This is a genomic window from Maribacter confluentis (assembly GCF_030505015.1).
Lineage (GTDB): Bacteria > Bacteroidota > Bacteroidia > Flavobacteriales > Flavobacteriaceae > Maribacter > Maribacter sedimenticola.
Map to the genome: position 1 here is coordinate 443,595 of NZ_JAUKUC010000001.1, position 18,170 is coordinate 461,764.

Sequence of the window (18,170 nt, forward strand, 5' to 3'; positions counted from 1 at the left end):
ATATTATATATCCCTATAAAAGGTCAAACCATTTTTAAAGGGATCGTAAAAGGCAAATTCCTTGGTACCCCACGCCGTTTCTCGCAACAAGGTGTGGGGATTAAAAATATCCTTTTCTGCGTATTCAGTATACAATGCTTGGATATTTTGGGTAACGATACGCAACATGGGCCGATCAATTTCCAATTCCCATTCCTTAACATCGTGCCATTGTAAATGTATTTCTATAGCATCTCGTATGACCCCGGCATACTTAGGTTTTTTGGCATCATCCGCAAATGCAATCCTAAAACCCAAACGGTTGACATAAAAATCCAACGCCTCTACAACATCCCAAACGGGAAGCACGGGATGTATTTGATATAAATAGCCTTTTACCTCCATACCGTGAAAATACAAAAAGCAATAAATAACAGTTGTTAAGAAAGCGTTTATACTTTGAATTTCACCTTATTCGTGAGTGAAAAGAATAACAATATCATTATCTTCATAAAGCGAAAACAATATATAAATTCAATAAATGAAAATTGCGCTTCAAATATTAATGGTCCTACTATTTACAACAACTACTATAGCACAAGATGCCATAGTAATGAGCTATAACATTAAATATGACAATACCGGTGACACCATAAATAATTGGAACGATAGAAAGGAAGCCATGGTTAATCTAATTACACATTATCAACCGGGTATTGTGGGTATGCAAGAGGTGTTGGACAGACAATTGAGTTATTTGAACCAACATCTAAAAGGATTCAATTACGTTGGCGTAGGTCGTGAAGATGGCAAAACAAAGGGCGAGTACTCCCCTATTTTATTCAATGCATCAAAATATAAAATGATACAAAGTGAAACTTTTTGGCTGTCCAATACTCCCCAAAAAATTTCTGTGGGGTGGGATGCGGCACTAGAACGAATATGTACCTATGCCTTATTCCAAGACCTACAAACGCAAAAGCAATTTTGGGTGTTCAACACACATTTTGACCACAGGGGAACGTTAGCCAGGGAAAAATCCGCACAGTTGATCGTGGCTAAAATAAAAGAACTCAACACAGAAAATTTACCCGTTATACTTATGGGTGATTTAAATTTAAAACCCCAAGAAGCACCAATTCAATATTTAAAAAATGTGCTACAAGACGGCCAATTAATTTCCAGACAACCCTTTTATGGGCCAACTGGTACGTTTAACGGGTTTGACCATAAAAAAAACCTTACGGATAGGATAGACTATGTATTTATAAAGAATGCAACCGTTAACAGGTATATACATATTGATGACCGAATGGAAAATAATAAGCATATCTCTGACCACCTTCCGATATTGGCACATGTTCAATTAAATTGAACACTTAATTCTGTGGGGTCATAAACAAAGCTCAAGGCCTTATTGAACAACCGTTTATAAGGATGTAGCTACTAAACTACTATGAACGAAAGCCTTTTTACCGCTGGCGGTAAGTACATGGGCCCACTTGTTTGTATAGCCCAGTAATTGTAACGTATCACTTTTAATTGCCTCTCCCACAACCAAACTATTGGTGGTAGGACTATTTCTTAGATTGGCCCTTGTTGAAGAAACCTTTAGTTGAGGTGTGATCGGCAAAGGATTCGTCAGTTCCGGCTTGGTGGTCTTCCATACAAATGGTAACGGATTAACCGCTCCTTTACCGGTTTTATATATACCGAAATGTAAATGCGGCGCAGTAGTCCTGGCATTGCCTGTATTACCTACCAGACCCAATGTATCTCCTACGTTGACCCTATCTCCTACCTGTGCCATAATACTATCTAAATGGGCATAGTAAAGCGACTTTCCCAACAAACCGGTACGCAACCACACTTGTTTACCGCCCAACCCCCTATTACCTGCTGAAGTAATTCTACCCTCCGCGGCGGCAACCACCGGGGTGCCGCGTGTGGCAAATATATCTATACCTTCATGTAAACGTGCGCCGGCATCGCGCTTGGCACCCCAAAAACTTTGTACGGCATCATTAGTGCTCCCTGCCACAGGAAACATGAACCTGGGCGTATTGTACATTTGTATCTCAAAATCACCTAGAGCATTTATTTCCGGTTGTATCAATATTTTATAGGTACCTGTTGTTTCAATGTCAACCTGCAATATAGGGCTGTTGATTTCATTTTGTGCAAATTGAGTAATGCTACTATCTGATGCTATTTGCAAGACGTCTATAAAAAACCGACTCTCTTCTTCCCTATTTTTTATATCAACATGTAATGTTACTCCCTCTTCCAAAAAGAGGTTATAACTATAGACCACATACCTATGGGAAAACCCTTTGGCTATTTCCACATAGGGCAAATTAATGAGCAAACTATCTTTTCTTGCTTCTTTAAACGCTCTTTCCCATATAGCAAACTGTTGATTATCGTTCTCAAAATTTCGTGCATAAATTTCCCTAGCGGTAGGTTGTACCAGTACATCTGCCACCTTTCTTATCTGCTTGCAACCTATTGAAATCAGTACAAGAAGTAGAATTGCACATTGTATAAAAGTCGTTCTTCTTTTCATGAAACTTCTGGAAAAGAAAAAATCGGGCAAAATGGCCCGATCTTTTCAACTTAGTCAAATGCTTATTTTTTTAAAAAGTCTATTAGGATATCGTTCAGTTCTTTGGCATGGGTAATATTAAGTCCATGTGGAGCCCCTTCAATGATCTTATAGGTATTATCGTTAATTTCCGCTGCTGCCTGTTTGGCCGAGGTTTCAATGGGCACCGTAGCATCTGCATCTCCATGTACGATCAACGTAGGCACATCCACATTCTTCAGCTCGGACCTAAAATCTGTATGCATCCAAGCCAAAGCAGTCTGTATGGTAGCTCTGGGCGAAGCAAAGGAAGCAATGGTAAAATCATAATCTAATTGTGCCTGACTTACCCGCTCACCTTTATTCTCGTCAAAATTATAGAACCCTTTACTGAACTCCTTTAAAAACCCTACCCTATCATTTTGTAGAGCATCTATAATATCATCCAATTCCTTTTCCGCTACGCCATCTGGATTATCAGATTTTTGCTTTACCAAAGGAATAATTGAGCTGATCAATGCCGCTTTTGCAATTTTATCAGAACCGTAATCCGTTAAATAACGGACTACTTCTCCACCACCCATAGAAAAACCGACAATAATGGCATCATTTAAATCCAATTTTTCAATTATGGCCTGTAAGTCACTGGCCAAAGCAGAATAACCATAGTCTTCCCATGGTGCGGAAGATGTACCAAAGCCTCTCCTGTCATAAGAGATACACCGAAACCCTTCCTCAACGATTTTCCATACTTGTTGTTCCCAAGATTTCCTACTTAACGGCCAACCATGTATAAGTATGACCGGTTGTCCACTTCCATAATCTTCATAAAATATATCTACAGGTTCTTTTGCTTTTGTTATTGTTATAAATGGCATATTCTTTATTTAAAAATTTCAATACAAGATAGCTATCGTCATTGAGTAGACTTAGCGTAAAACATTAAATAATTTGCTCATAAAAAGGAAGGAATATCGTTTATATTTACGGTATAAAACGTAATCCATGTTTATACCGGAACACTACAGGAACAATGACCCAACAGAGATACGCAACTTCTTAAAAAATAATAGTTTTGGTATTTTAATCAATACCATAGAAGGTAAACCTTGGGGTACACATATTCCTTTGGAACTTACCCAAAATAAAAAAGGTACTGAGGTTTTGGTAGGACATATAGCCAAGGCAAACCTTCAAAGTAAAAATCTAGCAAACGGAGATCAAGTCCTATGCATTTTCAACGGTCCGCATAGTTATATCTCCTCCTCTTGGTACACAAAAGAAGAGGTTCCAACATGGAACTATGTTGCCGTTCACGTTTACGGAACGGTTAAATTACAAAGTCAAGAAGAGCTTCTAGATGCCCTGCATCAATTGGTTAATAAGTATGAAAAAGCTTCTGAACATCCTATCTCCTTAAATGATATGTCCAAAAAAACCATGAGACAGGTTACGGGCATAATAGGATTTGAAATTACCATTAATGAGATACAGGCCGTTCACAAATTATCGCAAGGCAGAAACCAAGACCATGCAAAGATTATTGACGAATTGGAAAAAAAAGGCCCTGCAGAGAAGGCGGTTGCGGGTGAAATGAGAAAAATGATGCCTTAATATAGCAGAAACAACAAACCATTTCCAATTTTTGACGTAAATAAGGTAGATTCTTAAAAGGCTAATATCATGACCTATCTACTTTTTTCCCTTATTATGACGTTTGTATCGGTATTATTATCAATTACCTATTTTGCCTATAAGGACTTAGAACACTATTTAGAACAAAGGCCATAAATGGAGAGAATATAACATGGCCCCTTTTTACTACTCCAATTTTATTAAGTCAAATTATACTCTAAATGGATGTACATGTACCTTAGGCATCGTGTACTTTTAAATGGTTATTAATTTAAGGAAATTTATGAGCGATGTTTTAATGATTTATCAATTTTCCAAGGAAAGGAAACTTAGCAACTGGCATATAGTAAATGATGAGGTCATGGGCGGTGTCTCCATGGGACTTGTTCAATTGAACAAAGAGGGTAAAGGTGTTTTTAGCGGACATGTATCCTTAGAACACAATGGCGGTTTTTGTTTGGTGCGGTACGATATGGATAGGATTGATGTATCAAAGTTTTCATCTTTTGAAATTAGGTTAAAGGGCGATGGAAAAAAATATCAATTTAGATGTAAATCCGGAGAGCATCAACGGCACTCTTATATTTATCATTTTACGAGTAGCAAGGAGTGGAAAACCATTACCATACCATTCTCGAAAATGGAACCATTTTTTAGAGGAGATGCCCTAAAGATGCCTAATTACCATGGCGATTTCCTTACTCAGATAGGTATTTTAATTGGTAATAACAAAGAAGAGGATTTTAATCTTGAATTGGACTATATCCAATTAAAATAACACCTTTACATAACATCTGTAAGTATTATATTATCAACGCTTTATCAATACCATTATCAGCATTTATTAGAATTAATACCATAATTTAAGACCATCTGTTCAACCGTAGGATTTCATTTCCAATTTGGATTAATAATTTAATGATACAGTAAAATCATTTATAGGTTCTAAATATAGTTTTTGGTAACTTTATAGCCTTAAACTATACATATGACCATTACCCAATTGCAATATGTACTTGCCGTAGCGGAATATAAAAACTTTACGCTTGCTGCAGAGAAGAGTTTTGTTACACAGCCTACCCTTAGTATGCAAGTACAAAAGTTAGAGGATGAACTTGATATTCTTCTTTTTGACCGTAGTAAAAAGCCCATTACCATAACAGAAGTTGGTAAAAAAATTGTGGAACAGGCCAAGAATATTGTCAATGAGGCATCACGGATAAAAGATATTGTTGAACAGGAAAAAGGATACATTGGCGGGGATTATGTGTTAGGAATTATACCTACCATAATGCCAACGTTACTACCTATGTTCTTAAAAACCTTTATACAGAAGTATCCAAAGGTAAATTTGATCATAAAGGAGCAGAATACGGAAAGCCTGATCAAAAACATACAAGATGGCCATTTAGATGCCGCAATAGCGGCTACTCCTTTAGAGATAGATTTTATAAAGGAAAGACCATTATACTATGAACCTTTTGTTGGCTATGTACCTAATGAGCATCGTTTGGGCAACAAAAAAGAACTGGTCCCGGAAGATTTGGATATAGCCGATATTTTATTGCTACAAGACGGACATTGTTTTAGGGAAGGCGTATTAAATCTTTGTAAGACACCAAAAATAGGCGGTGAACATTTTAGTCTGCAAAGTGGAAGTTTTGAAACCTTGATCAACCTATCTAACGAAGGACTGGGAATGACATTACTCCCCTACCTGAACACCATTGAACTAGATACCGGAAAAAAGAAACAACTTAAATATTTTAAAGAACCTTCACCTGCCCGTGAAGTTAGTTTGATCTACCACAAAAAAGAACTAAAGGTACAAATAACCGATGCCCTAAAAGATGTAATTACAAGTGTAGTACGCGGTGCAATTGCTTTTCAGGATGTTAAGATTATTAGTCCGTTGAACAAATAAACTACTGCTTCTTGTAGCGGTAATAACAGCCTTCTATACACATATTGGGGTACGTAGGCGACAATGTCAAAATTGTTTTCACGTCATTAAAATTGGCGTTAAAGCCCAAGGTATCTTTTGCCGTATCGTTATTAACGTATAGCATAAGTTCATTTTCATTTATTTCATAATCTCCTGTTTGCCCTGGTGTTGTTGCCGTGGCCGTTTTTTGAAAACTACCATCTGATCGGAATAAATACATATGCCCTTCGGCTACATCTTTCCAATCGGTTTCGCCACCTGGGCTTATATACGTTTCCTTTAGCAACCACTCACCCACTATACCCGTTTCATCTATTGGGGTATCGTAAAAAATATCATCTTTTTGACACGTTAGAAAGAACAATAATAAAATTGATATGGAAATTTTCATAACATCTATTTATTAAATAGATACAGGAACAGCTAATTGGTTGCTTACAAAAAGAGCCACTTTACAGTGGCTCTTTGTTATGATTTTAAATAAATTAAACTTTGTTGTAATTCTGGCTTGTCCGTAATATAATGTTCCAACCAGATTTTCAATTCTTCTACCTCTTCCGGTAGTAAGGTCATGAGCGCTTTTTTTAATTCTTTGCAAAAAAGCAATGTATCAAAGCTCACTTTTTTAAGTACTGTTTTACTATACTCTAGCATTGAAATAGCCATGATTTACATAAATTAATTAGTTTGTTGTGGTATAAAGATAAACAGATTTGGAGGGTTAATATTGTATATAAAAAGTTAAAGTAAACGTTTGCGTGTTAAATTTTTCAAGACTTTAAAGATGAATCTTTTGTACTTTAGAAGCCATGAAGAATTTACTTTATATCCTTTTAGTTACATTGACCTTTACCGCTTGCCGTAGCTCTAGGGCCTTGCTTACAAAACAACTGGATAATAAGTTATCTACCCCATTTTACAAAAATCAATTTACAGGTATTTTAGTGATCGATGCCGAAACCAAGGATACCATATACGATCGCGAAAGTGATAAATATTTTATACCTGCCAGTAATACCAAAATATTCACCCTGTACACCGCTATTAAAACCATCCCAGACCACATACCCGCCCTTAAATATATAGAATCTAATGACACCCTATATTTTGAGGGTACAGGCGACCCATCATTTCTACACCCGTATTTAAGGGATTCCACTGCATTTACATTTTTGAAAAGCAAGACCAATTTGGTGTATGTAACGGATAATTTTCAGGATAAAAAATATGGTCCAGGTTGGGCATGGGATGATTATCAATGGTATTATTCCCCAGAAAAAAATGCTTTACCCATTTACGGAAATGTGGTAATGATAAATACAAATCAAGGAATACAGGTCACTCCCCCTTATTTCAAGGATAGTGTGCTAAATATGAACCATACCGACCAACGCAAGGAAACTTCCAATTTATTTTTTTATCCAACCCAAGGTCGTGATACTTTAGAAATACCCTTTATCACGAGTACGGTAACTACACGCTCTATCTTGGAAAATACCTTGAATCAAAAAATTACAACACGGCCGGGTATGCCCAAGGGAACAAAAAAAACCTTGCGTGGCATAAATGCAGATTCCCTATACATTAGAATGATGCACGAAAGTGATAATTTTATTGCAGAGCAGTTATTGATCCTTACGGCATCTGAGTTAAAAGATACGTTGAGCGGTGCTATGGCCAGAACTTACATCTTGGAGAACCAGTTGGCCGATCTAGTTCAATCACCGCGTTGGGTAGATGGTTCCGGATTATCAAGGTACAATTTGTTTACCCCACAGAATATGGTTGAAGTTTTAAACAAACTATATATAGATTTACCTAGGGAACGTTTATATACTATTTTCCCTGCCGGAGGACTATCCGGTACATTAAAAAATAGATTTGCCGGCAATCAAAAACCATATATTTATGCCAAATCGGGTAGTCTGAGCAACACTTATTGCCTAAGTGGATATTTAATTACAAACTCTGGAAAAACCTTGATTTTCAGTGTAATGAACAATCATTTTAGAAATTCAACAAGTGATGAACGCACCCATCTTGAAGCAATGTTGCAAATGCTGCGAGATCACTACTAGCTAGGTTACCCTTGTAGAAACATGTTGAACATACTTCTCTTTCAACAATTTAATCTTGGGCGCTATGTGGGTTTTACAGAACGGTTTATCAATATCGCTGAAATAATAATTTTGAAATTGTTCTTCGGATGATTTAAAAGTTCCGAACGAAAGTATATCCGTAATTAATGGGGCATTAAAATCTTGTTGCAACTCTGACATAATTTTTAATAGAACAGGCTTGTCATTTTTCTTAAAATAATAAATGGCAGAACGATACTTGTTACGCATAGAATGGTTATTGGTACTTCTATGAGTATCTAAATGAATGGCAACCAAATCCTTCAAATCTATTATCTCTGGACTATAATGTACAATCACCGCTTCCGAGAAATTTCCCATATTCTCCAATGGCGCAATAAAACCTTGTTCAACCTTAACAACGCCTTTAAGTGCCATAAATACAGCTTCCGTACACCAATGACAACCACCTCCAAACCGTATGGTATCTAAATCATCCATATATTTTTGTCGGATGTTTTTGCTTAAACTATCCCATTTAATTTGGCATAATGTAGCAGTACAATAGTTTTTGCGTCATTGATTTCACCGGTGGCGATCATTTCCATTGCTTTATCAAAAGGATATTCCAATACTTCAATATTTTCAGTTTCGTCCTCAGCGCCACCACCTTCACTGACTTTCATGCTGTCATCGTACTCACCAACGAACAAATGCAAGATTTCGGTTACGGAACCGGGGACATATAAGTTTGCATCACTTTTTTGACATTATTGATCTTATACCCAGTTTCCTCCTCGGTTTCCTTCCGTATACAGTCCGCCGGGTTGTCACCATCCAATAAACCGGCACAAACCTCTATCATCATACCATTATCATTTCCGTTTACATAGGTAGGCATCCTAAATTGCTTGGTCAATACCACTGTACCTTTATCCGCATTGTACAAAAGTATGGCCGCCCCATTGCCGCGGTCATATGCTTCACGATTTTGCGTTTCCCAAGTACCATCTGGTCTTTGATATTCAAATGTATATTTATTAAGGGTGTACCAATTATCCGATAAAATTTCCCTCTTTATATTGCGTACTTTATTATTTTTCAATCTACAAGAAATTTAAGTTTGACCATAAATATACCTTAGAATCCTGATTTCATTAATAAACCATCATAAAGAATATGCCTTATGATGGTCTATTGTAGTGAAGCTATTTAAAGCATCTCATTAGAATTTTAAAAACTTAACCTAAACTCCATTTATTCCCAACCTCGGAAAGCGGCTTGCAAGGTTCATATTCTCCTGGAACGGGATCATAATTCAAAACATTTTTACCAATTTCTTCAGACGTCATATATGCCCAAATGGCCATGGATTTCATAGACCTGTAAAAACCAATTTCTTCTTGAGGCCCTACACCAGTACCCCATACGCCTTTGCCAAATTTACCTGAACTTTTTTCGGCCTCATTCAATACGGCCGTTTTATCGTCATCGCTTAAATTATAAAATACATCACCATATTTAGAAGAACAATTTTCATTAAAAGCGGCTATATCCGCCCTCATGTGTTCTTGTCCGGCCTTATCGTAAGATTTAGCAATTACCGTATCGATGAAAATGTCCGATTTTACATCTAAGGCACCTGGTGTATCTGTTCTAGGTAAAATCTTATCTACCAAGGAAGCAATAGTGTTTGCCTCTACATCCGTAAAGAACAACGGTTTCCAATCTAATCTATTTTCAGATTTACAAGATTCAAATAATGAAAGCATGGAAGGCATTAAAAATGTTGCTCCCGCAAAAAGTCCTGTTTTTTGTAACGCTTTTCTTCTGTCCATTGCCTAGATATTTAATTTTTTTAATTCTGATACCGCATAGTCCGCTGCTCTGGCCGTTAATGCCATATAGGTTAATGACGGATTTACACAAGATGACGAGGTCATACACGCACCATCCGTCACAAATACATTTTTAGCGGCATGCACTTGGTTAAATCCGTTTAATACGGAAGTCTTTGGATCACGCCCCATTCGTGCTGTACCCATTTCGTGCACTCCGTATCCTGGCGGGTGCTCATTATCAAAGCCTAAAACATCCTTAACCCCGGCTTTTGTGAGCATTTCTACGGCATCTTCCTGTATTTGTTTGTTCAACGCTTTTTCATTTTCCTTGAATTCAGCATCTATAGTTAATGTCGGTTGCCCCCATTTATCCAAAACGTCCGTATTCAAGGAAATTTTATTATCGTGGTACGGTAGGCATTCCGCAAAACCTGTTATGAACATTTCCCATGGACCGGGTTTTAGTATGCTATCCTTATAACCTGCCCCAAATGCTTCTACATTTGCCGCATTACCTCCTCTATAGGCTCCTCCTTGATAACCAAAACCACGTAAAAATTTATCAGATTTACTCTTCTCATCAATGTTCACATATCTGGGAATATAGATGCCATTAGGTCTTCTCCCTTTATAATATTTATCTTCAAAACCTTCTACCGTTCCTATTGCACCTACTCTATAGGTATGGTCCATTAGGTTATGGCCCAACTCACCACTATCATTACCCAATCCGTTTTCAAAACGGCTAGATTTAGAGTTCATGAGTATCTGTGTTGTGCTTAAGGTCGATGCGTTGACGAATATTATTTTTGCCGAATATTCTATGGCCTCATTGGTCTCGGAATCAATGATTCTTACTCCGGTGACTTTTTCCTTTTTTTCATCATAAACCAAGGATTGAACAATTGAGAAAGGTCGTATGGTCAGGTTTCCTGTAGCATTTGCCGGAGGTAAAGTAACGGCATTACTACTAAAATAAGCTCCGTACGGACAACCACGGCTACATCTATTTCTATTTTGACATTGGCCCCTACCGTTGTGGGGTTGGGTTAAATGGGCTACCCTTCCAATAATCATGTTTCTACCGGAAAACTCCTCCTCTATCCTACTTTTCACATGTTTTTCAACACAATTTAATTCCATTGGTGGTAAAAAATGACTGTCCGGTAATTGCGGTAAACCTAAGGCCTCTCCACTAATGCCCGCAAATTTCTCCACATAAGTATACCAAGGTTCTATATCCTTATATCGGATAGGCCAATCTACTCCATGGCCGTCCTTGGCATTTGCCTCAAAGTCCAAATCGCTCCATCGGTAGGTCTGCTTGCCCCATAACAAAGACTTCCCCCCCATTTGATGGCCTCGCAACCATAAGAAAGGCTTTTCTTCCGTATATGGATTAGCTTTATCATCTGCCCAAAAATGTTCCGTATCTGTACCGATCCAACCAGACCTGATAGCCTTATAATGTTTTTCTTTCTGCTCTGGTGTTAGACCGCCCCGTAGTTCCGTATCCCAAGAATCCACGTTCATGGTAGGATAATCCACTACATGCTCAACAATACGCCCACGCTCCAGCACTAATGTTTTCAATCCTTTTTCACAAAGTTCCTTTGCCGCCCATCCGCCACTAATTCCCGATCCAATAACGATCGCATCATAGGTGACCTCCTTCTTTGCATCAATATTAAAATTTGCCATTATTTGGTTTGAGTTGATTTCTACACCCAATTTAGTTGATTTAATGCACGTGTCAAACTTTGTTCGTTTTCTAGCTATTTACTATCTACATAGATTACAGCCTAAACTTTAAAATTAAGTATTGTGTTTACATCATAATATGGATTAAACAATCCAAAAAACCAACATCCATACCTTCGAAAACCTTTTCGTAAAAAGTGTACCTAACAGGTTATTTTATTACATTGATAGCCTCATACAGGTTATCGGGCAAATACTATTGGTTTTAACACCGCTTTTTTTCTATCTTTTCATAACAAACCATAAACCAACTTCTGTATTGAAAACTACTTACATTTACTTGATTCTGTTCGTATTGGTTCTTTCTTCCTGCAATGAGGGTACAAAGGATCTGCAACAAAAAAAATTACCGAGAATTGCCATTGCCGGTCTAGGAATTGAAAGTAGCACGTTTTCTCCCGCCCTTTCTACGGAAGAAGCCTTTCATGCAAAAATTGGGGATTCCGTCTATAACAGATATCCTTTTTTACAGCTGGATTCATTACAGAGACAAAGGGCAGAATGGATACCAACACTGGTAGGCAAATCTTTACCAGGAGGTACCGTAACGAGAGAGGCTTATGAATCCTTGTTAGCCAAAAGTTTAAAACTTCTTGAAGAAAACGGACCGTATGACGGACTTTTTTTTGATATACACGGTGCAATGAGCGTTGTTGGTTTGGATGACCCAGAGGGAGATTTAATAGCACGTATACGTGAGGTCATTGGCGATGATGTTCTGGTATCAACTTCCATGGACTTACATGGCAATGTCTCTGAACGATTGGCACAACATTCCGATCTCATTACATGCTATCGTATGGCGCCGCATGAAGATGCAATACAGTCTAAAAAAAGAGCTGTGAGCAACCTTATAGATAGATTGGAAAATGGCAAAGGTAAACCTGCATACAAAGCTTGGGTTCCCGTACCCATACTTTTACCAGGGGAAAAAACGAGTACACGCATAGAACCGGGCAAAAGTCTGTATGCAAAAATTCCGGATATCACAAAACAAGACGGAGTAATTGATGCGGCTATCTGGATAGGCTACGCTTGGGCAGATGAACCAAGAAACCATGCCGTGGTTATGGTGACCGGTGACAATAAAGAGCAAGTTGAACAGGGAGCTGAACATCTAGCACAAAGTTTTTGGGAGGTTAGAAAACAATTTGAATTTGTAGCCCCTACCACCACTTTGGACGAAAGTTTGAAATTGGCATTGGCCAGTGACAAAAAGCCATATATGATCAGTGACATGGGAGATAACCCTACCGCTGGCGGTGCAGGTGATGTAACATGGACATTAAAACAATTGCTCGCAAGGCCAGAGTTTGCATCTGATAATGGTACATCGTTAATTTATGCCTCCATTCCCGGACCAGAATTTGTAGCTAAAGCCCTTGAAATAGGAGTCGGCGGAAAAATTAAAGCTGAAGCTGGAGCTGCAGTGGATAACCGCTTTGCAGGACCATTGACTTTAGAAGGTACTATTACGACCATAAAGCAAGGCGATGTCAATGCAGAAGTTGAGGTCGTAGTGAAAATTGGGAGCATACATGTTATAGTTACCAAAAAAAGAAAGCCTTACCACCATTTGAGCGATTTCACCAATTTAGGGCTGAACCCAAAGGAAACAGATATTGTAGTCGTAAAAATAGGTTACTTGGTACCTGAACTATATGATATGCGGGGGGATTGGATTATGGCCCTGACTCCTGGCGGAGTTGACCAAGACTTAAATAGATTGGGGTACAAGCGTATTAAAAGGCCAATGTTTCCTTTAGATGCCGATATGGAAAACCCGGATCTATCCGCACGGTGGATACCGGCTTCCAATGCCGAATAACTAAACCGTAATCGCCTTGTTCAAATAACGTCTAAAAGGCAGCATTTCTTTATACACCTCAATTAATTTTTCATCAAAATTTTGATTGAAGGTCTGCGCTGTCGCAAAAGTTGTTTCAACCCCGAAGGTTTTATTTCGAAGCAATTCTATGTGCTTATGGTCATTAGAAAATCCTTTCGGGGATTTAGTCAATTTCGCATCTTCATATAATCCACCAAAAAGTGTTTTGAATGATTTTTTATTCAGGATTTTTTGAAGTTTATCACCATTATAATCTATAGCCTCCCTAACACTACGTACTACTTTTGGTTCCGGTCTCCATAAACCGCCAGCAAAAATGCATCGTTCTATACCCAACTCAAAATAGAAATCTGCTGTATTTGGTTTTTTATCAAATCCGGCACCAAAGTGATCTTTGTACACGGGTTTGTTGGGATGAAACATCAAATTATTATTAATTCTATTGATGCCCTTTTTACCGGGCGTATCGTAATAATCCTTATCAATATGTGATAGTCTATTATTCATACTATCTAGCCAATTGATATATTCATCCCGTACTTCCTTATACCATTTTCGGTTTGCATCCATCCATTCCTTATTGTTATTCTTTTGAAGTTCTTTAAGGAATTCTATTTGATTTTTGAAACTCATTAATTAGTTGTTGGTTGTTGGTTGTTGGTTGTTGGAATGAACCAAATTCAAGTTCAAAAGTCAAGTTCAAGTGCAAATTTATAACCTACCTCATACTTAGTACTTAGAACTTTGTACTTCCGCTTAATACTTTGTACTTAATACTTGATACTTGATACCTGATACTTGATACCTGATACTTGATACCTGATACTTGATACCTGATACTTGATACCTGATACTTGATACTTGATACTTGATACCTGATACCTGATACCTGAAACTTAATACTTAAAATTAAAACCGATTATCTCCACCAACGATATCTCCTAATGTACCTAGAATACTTCCTTCACCTTTGTCCTTTCCTCCACGAGGAATAGAAGCAAGAACCCTGCCCGCCAAACGACTGAACGGTAATGATTGAATATATACGGTACCCGGACCTCTTAACGTCGCAAAAAACAGTCCTTCACCCCCGAATATGGTATTTCTGATACCCCCAACAAACTCTATATCATAGTCCACATCTTTTGTAAAGCCAACAATACATCCGGTATCAACTTTCAACACTTCTCCAGGACCTAAGGTTTTCTTAGCCAAGGTTCCGCCGGAGTGAATAAAACTCATTCCGTCCCCCTCTAATTTTTGCATGATAAATCCTTCACCTCCAAAAAGTCCACGTCCCAATTTCTTTGAAAATTCAATTCCAACTGAAACGCCTTTAGCGGCGCATAAGAAAGCATCTTTCTGACAAATAAAACGACCACCCATTTCAGATAAATCTACTGGTAAAATCTTACCTGGGTATGGCGATGCAAAACTGACTTTTTTCTTTCCCTGACCAATATTCAAGAAAGCGGTCATAAAAAGACTTTCTCCCGTTAACATACGTTTACCCGCAGAGAATATTTTACCTAAAACACTATTATCTTGATTACTGCCATCTCCAAAAATGGTATTCATTTTTATATCCGTATCCATCATCATAAAGCTACCCGCCTCGGCTACTACCGCCTCCTGTGGGTCTAGCTCTACTTCTACATATTGCATTTCTTCTCCAAAAATTTCGTAGTCTATTTCGTGTGCGTTCATTGTATAATTTATTTTTGATTGATGACTATTAGATGTGCATTAGCATGCAAATGTTACATATCCGGTAAGATTTTTTTAATGACACCTGATAATTCTTTCTTTTTTTGGGTGCCAATCAAATACTTTGAGCCATTTTTTAAGATAATGGCCAGTCCAGTATTTCCTTTAACGTTATATACCGTACCATGTTTTAAACTTAGCCGAATACCATAGCCTACAAAACCATATGTAATCATTTCGGCTTTTTCAATATCCTTAGTGTTGATAATCTTTTTTACAAATAACAAATGCCTAATTTGTATAGTGTCTTCTGTAATTATCGTCTTTAGTTTTGAGAATGCGATAAATAGAATTACCAATAACAATACTAAAAAACTAATCCAAAAACTTTTAGGTGCTGTTATAGAAAATGAAAGATTGCCAGATGTATTGGGAGCGGTCTGAAAAATAGGAGCTAGAACTTGATATACCAAAAGAGCCAAAGGAGTTATCAACAATATCCATAACCATCCTTGGGTGAATTTCTGAGTTTCCTTAAAATATATTTTGTTCGCCAAAGGTTGCTTAAAATGATAAACTTCCTTAAATATAGGGGAAATACTACTTTGTTAATTAACCGATTGCAATTCTATATCAAAAATTAAAACGGCTCCACCAGGAATTCCCGATCTACCCGTATTACCGTATGCCAAACGAGAGGGTATCAATAATATACCACTACCGCCTTCATTAAAATATGTGATGCCTTCTGTCCACCCGGCAATAACTCCACTTAAATTAAAGGTAATGCCATCTCCTTGACTATCGTCAAATACAGAACCATCTGAAAAATATCCTTTATACGCCACGGTAACATCAGAACTTGCCGTTGGTGCCGCACCTGTTCCTTGATTTTCAATTACATAATAAAGTCCGGAAGGACTTTTTTGAGCATCTAAATTATTATCGTTTATATAGGTAATTATCTCTTCCTCGTTCTCAGCCGTAAAATCGGTCGTTGGAATTTCTGATTTCGAATTATCGGGTAAACAACTTACTACCAACAATAACAACAAGGGAACTAAACACTTTTTCATTATTATATATTATTATTTATTCAATTAAATTTCTTTCTATTTTGGGTAATTCTCCCGTACACTATCTCTTTTTTAAACGCACCGTCCATTCAAAATTAAATGTACTGACCACAACCCCTTCCTCGTTTACACCTACGGATTTCATCCAAATGGTCTGCCCTTCTCCCGTGGCTATGGTTCTTTCCAACGCACCTTTTATTAAATGCCCATCCGTACAGGTAAATGTTATCTTACCTGTTGCCTTTTTAGAAAAATTGGCTTTATTATTGGCCACCAGCATTGAAATTTTTTTTCCAGTAGCCTCTATTTGGTCTATCATCATGGCACCTGTGGACAACTCTGCGGCCATTCCTTGCACGGCCCAAAACATGGAATTGAACGGATTTTGATTGATCCATCTATGTTTTACGGTAACAATTGCACGTTCCTTATCTATTTCCCTTAAACGCACTCCGCACCACCAGGCGGCCGGTAGTTTCATAAAGGCGAACATATTGAATTTACTAGCGGTAACAGCCATATACTTTTATTATTTCGATAAAAGTAGCCATAATTTACAGTATTCTAAAATGTTAAATTAATGTTAAATATTAGTACTATGCGTTACATAGTACCTTTTTTTAGACATATATTTGCATAGGAAGTTAATAGGTTATCAACGTAATTGGTCTTAACCTAGTAACCAAAACATCAATCATCAAATAATACATCAATCATGACAGAAACATTAACCAAGCACGAAAGAAACCTCTCTGCAATTATCCATGCAAGTACGTTTTCCAAGTATTTTATTCCTTTTGGGAATTTTATTATTCCCCTTGTATTGTGGACCGCCAATAAAAAGGAATATGATTTCGTAGACCATAACGGTAAGCAAGCGCTGAATTTTCAAATTAGCATTTTGCTCTACTCCATTTTAATTGGCATGATCAGTTTGCCCTTCTTTTTAGGCGGACTGATTCCAAATCTCTTTGATTTTGACCATTTTGGATTTTCAACATTTTCAAATCTGAACTCGGTAAATTTTCATTTTGATAGTGACCATTTCTTTGGACCGTGGATGATACCTGCAGGAGTTTTGGTTTTTGCCCAATCAGCTTTGTTCATCATTAATATTGTGTATACCATATTGGCTACCATACGTACTAATGAAGGCCAACACTTTCAGTATCCGCTAACCATTAAGTTTATCAAATAATTACCGTAATCATTAAAAATAGGTACTCATCACACCTTAAAGAGTTTATCGATCAATCAAAAAAAATCAATCAGGATGTTTATTCATCAATCAAAAAACGAACAGTTAATCTATGCAGACAACAGGGACCATGGAGCAACCCCAGCAAGAGGGGGACTGCATAAAAAGCAAAAAGACATTATGAACGTAGAAAACACAAAAGCACAAATGCGAAAAGGGGTTCTGGAATACTGCATCCTGTCCATCTTAAACGGGCATGACAAGTATGCATCAGAAATCCTAGAAACGCTAAAAGATGCCAAAATGCTGGTAGTAGAAGGAACAATCTATCCGCTACTTACCCGGTTAAAGAATGCCGGACTCTTGAACTACAGATGGGAAGAATCCACATCTGGACCGCCAAGAAAATACTATACCTTAACCGAGACGGGAAAACTCTTCTTAAAGGAATTGGACACTACTTGGGACGAACTGAGAAAAGCAACCAACCTGGTAACCAACACTAAAAACAGCTAAC

Annotated in this window: 21 protein-coding genes and 1 pseudogene; 8 read left to right on the plus strand and 14 right to left on the minus strand. The window is 37.5% G+C overall.

Annotated features, from left to right (window positions below):
* Positions 1–3: 3 nt before the first annotated feature.
* Positions 4–384 (minus strand): glyoxalase superfamily protein, encoded by a 381-nt coding sequence (locus Q2T41_RS02090; RefSeq protein ID WP_304434727.1) that lies wholly within the window; start codon positions 382–384, stop codon positions 4–6.
* 136 nt (positions 385–520) lie between these two features.
* Between Q2T41_RS02090 and Q2T41_RS02095 the strand changes: the two genes are divergently transcribed.
* Positions 521–1,354 (plus strand): endonuclease/exonuclease/phosphatase family protein, encoded by an 834-nt coding sequence (locus tag Q2T41_RS02095; RefSeq protein WP_304434728.1) that lies wholly within the window; start codon positions 521–523, stop codon positions 1,352–1,354.
* Between the two features lie 54 nt (positions 1,355–1,408).
* On the opposite strand, the gene Q2T41_RS02100 is transcribed toward Q2T41_RS02095, so the two are convergent.
* Together Q2T41_RS02100 and Q2T41_RS02105 are read right to left on the minus strand one after the other, a co-directional pair.
* Positions 1,409–2,545 carry a M23 family metallopeptidase gene (locus Q2T41_RS02100; protein WP_304434729.1) on the minus strand — a complete coding sequence of 379 codons (1,137 nt, stop codon included), beginning with the start codon at positions 2,543–2,545 and terminating at the stop codon, positions 1,409–1,411.
* A 62-nt stretch (positions 2,546–2,607) separates the two neighbouring features.
* Positions 2,608–3,441: an alpha/beta fold hydrolase gene (locus tag Q2T41_RS02105; protein WP_304434730.1), complete on the minus strand. Its 834-nt coding sequence runs from the start codon at positions 3,439–3,441 to the stop codon at positions 2,608–2,610.
* Positions 3,442–3,568: 127 nt separating this feature from the next.
* On the opposite strand from Q2T41_RS02105, the gene Q2T41_RS02110 reads away from it, so the two are divergent.
* The 3 genes from Q2T41_RS02110 to Q2T41_RS02120 all read left to right on the plus strand — a co-directional run bounded on the left by Q2T41_RS02110 (position 3,569) and on the right by Q2T41_RS02120 (position 6,122).
* A complete protein-coding gene (locus Q2T41_RS02110; protein ID WP_304434731.1) occupies positions 3,569–4,177 on the plus strand; it encodes an FMN-binding negative transcriptional regulator in 609 nt (202 codons plus the stop codon).
* Positions 4,178–4,481: 304 nt separating this feature from the next.
* Positions 4,482–4,976 carry a CIA30 family protein gene (locus Q2T41_RS02115; RefSeq protein ID WP_304434732.1) on the plus strand — a complete coding sequence of 165 codons (495 nt, stop codon included), beginning with the start codon at positions 4,482–4,484 and terminating at the stop codon, positions 4,974–4,976.
* Positions 4,977–5,186: 210 nt separating this feature from the next.
* Entirely contained in the window at positions 5,187–6,122 is a 936-nt protein-coding gene (locus Q2T41_RS02120; RefSeq protein WP_089260014.1) for a LysR substrate-binding domain-containing protein, read from the plus strand.
* Position 6,123: 1 nt separating this feature from the next.
* Here Q2T41_RS02120 and Q2T41_RS02125 read toward each other — a convergent pair whose 3' ends face one another.
* Both Q2T41_RS02125 and Q2T41_RS02130 read right to left on the minus strand, forming a co-directional pair.
* Complete coding sequence (locus Q2T41_RS02125; RefSeq protein WP_304434733.1) at positions 6,124–6,534, minus strand: lipocalin family protein; 411 nt, start codon at positions 6,532–6,534, stop codon at positions 6,124–6,126.
* A 77-nt stretch (positions 6,535–6,611) separates the two neighbouring features.
* Entirely contained in the window at positions 6,612–6,809 is a 198-nt protein-coding gene (locus tag Q2T41_RS02130; RefSeq protein WP_089260012.1) for a hypothetical protein, read from the minus strand.
* 143 nt (positions 6,810–6,952) lie between these two features.
* Between Q2T41_RS02130 and Q2T41_RS02135 the strand changes: the two genes are divergently transcribed.
* Complete coding sequence (locus Q2T41_RS02135; protein ID WP_304434734.1) at positions 6,953–8,221, plus strand: D-alanyl-D-alanine carboxypeptidase/D-alanyl-D-alanine-endopeptidase; 1,269 nt, start codon at positions 6,953–6,955, stop codon at positions 8,219–8,221.
* On the opposite strand, the gene Q2T41_RS02140 is transcribed toward Q2T41_RS02135, so the two are convergent.
* From Q2T41_RS02140 to Q2T41_RS02155, 4 genes and pseudogenes are all read right to left on the minus strand, one after another.
* Positions 8,222–8,722, minus strand: coding sequence for a peptide-methionine (S)-S-oxide reductase (locus Q2T41_RS02140; RefSeq protein WP_304434735.1), 501 nt, complete (start codon positions 8,720–8,722; stop codon positions 8,222–8,224). It lies immediately after the preceding gene.
* Positions 8,723–8,745: 23 nt separating this feature from the next.
* Positions 8,746–9,326, minus strand: a pseudogene (nudK, locus tag Q2T41_RS02145) (GDP-mannose pyrophosphatase NudK).
* A 136-nt stretch (positions 9,327–9,462) separates the two neighbouring features.
* Positions 9,463–10,059 (minus strand): gluconate 2-dehydrogenase subunit 3 family protein, encoded by a 597-nt coding sequence (locus tag Q2T41_RS02150; RefSeq protein ID WP_304434736.1) that lies wholly within the window; start codon positions 10,057–10,059, stop codon positions 9,463–9,465.
* Between the two features lie 3 nt (positions 10,060–10,062).
* Positions 10,063–11,763, minus strand: coding sequence for a GMC oxidoreductase (locus tag Q2T41_RS02155; RefSeq protein WP_304434737.1), 1,701 nt, complete (start codon positions 11,761–11,763; stop codon positions 10,063–10,065).
* A gap of 319 nt (positions 11,764–12,082) precedes the next feature.
* On the opposite strand from Q2T41_RS02155, the gene Q2T41_RS02160 reads away from it, so the two are divergent.
* Entirely contained in the window at positions 12,083–13,651 is a 1,569-nt protein-coding gene (locus tag Q2T41_RS02160) for a M81 family metallopeptidase (RefSeq protein WP_304434738.1), read from the plus strand.
* Here the strand turns inward: Q2T41_RS02160 and Q2T41_RS02165 are convergent, their stop codons facing one another.
* The 5 genes from Q2T41_RS02165 to Q2T41_RS02185 form a co-directional block, all read right to left on the minus strand.
* The gene (locus Q2T41_RS02165; RefSeq protein WP_304434739.1) at positions 13,652–14,305 is read right to left on the minus strand and encodes a DUF2461 domain-containing protein; all 654 of its coding nucleotides are present in this window, start codon (positions 14,303–14,305) and stop codon (positions 13,652–13,654) included.
* Positions 14,306–14,581: 276 nt separating this feature from the next.
* The gene (locus Q2T41_RS02170) at positions 14,582–15,379 is read right to left on the minus strand and encodes a TIGR00266 family protein (RefSeq protein WP_304434740.1); all 798 of its coding nucleotides are present in this window, start codon (positions 15,377–15,379) and stop codon (positions 14,582–14,584) included.
* Positions 15,380–15,432: 53 nt separating this feature from the next.
* Complete coding sequence (locus tag Q2T41_RS02175) at positions 15,433–15,936, minus strand: hypothetical protein (RefSeq protein ID WP_304434741.1); 504 nt, start codon at positions 15,934–15,936, stop codon at positions 15,433–15,435.
* 51 nt (positions 15,937–15,987) lie between these two features.
* Positions 15,988–16,455: an FKBP-type peptidyl-prolyl cis-trans isomerase gene (locus tag Q2T41_RS02180; protein ID WP_304434742.1), complete on the minus strand. Its 468-nt coding sequence runs from the start codon at positions 16,453–16,455 to the stop codon at positions 15,988–15,990.
* A gap of 61 nt (positions 16,456–16,516) precedes the next feature.
* Positions 16,517–16,975, minus strand: coding sequence for a DUF4442 domain-containing protein (locus Q2T41_RS02185; RefSeq protein WP_304434743.1), 459 nt, complete (start codon positions 16,973–16,975; stop codon positions 16,517–16,519).
* 195 nt (positions 16,976–17,170) lie between these two features.
* On the opposite strand from Q2T41_RS02185, the gene Q2T41_RS02190 reads away from it, so the two are divergent.
* Both Q2T41_RS02190 and Q2T41_RS02195 read left to right on the plus strand, forming a co-directional pair.
* Entirely contained in the window at positions 17,171–17,653 is a 483-nt protein-coding gene (locus Q2T41_RS02190) for a DUF4870 domain-containing protein (protein WP_089260002.1), read from the plus strand.
* A 180-nt stretch (positions 17,654–17,833) separates the two neighbouring features.
* Positions 17,834–18,169, plus strand: coding sequence for a PadR family transcriptional regulator (locus Q2T41_RS02195; RefSeq protein WP_068484071.1), 336 nt, complete (start codon positions 17,834–17,836; stop codon positions 18,167–18,169).
* The last annotated feature ends 1 nt before the right edge of the window (position 18,170 follow it).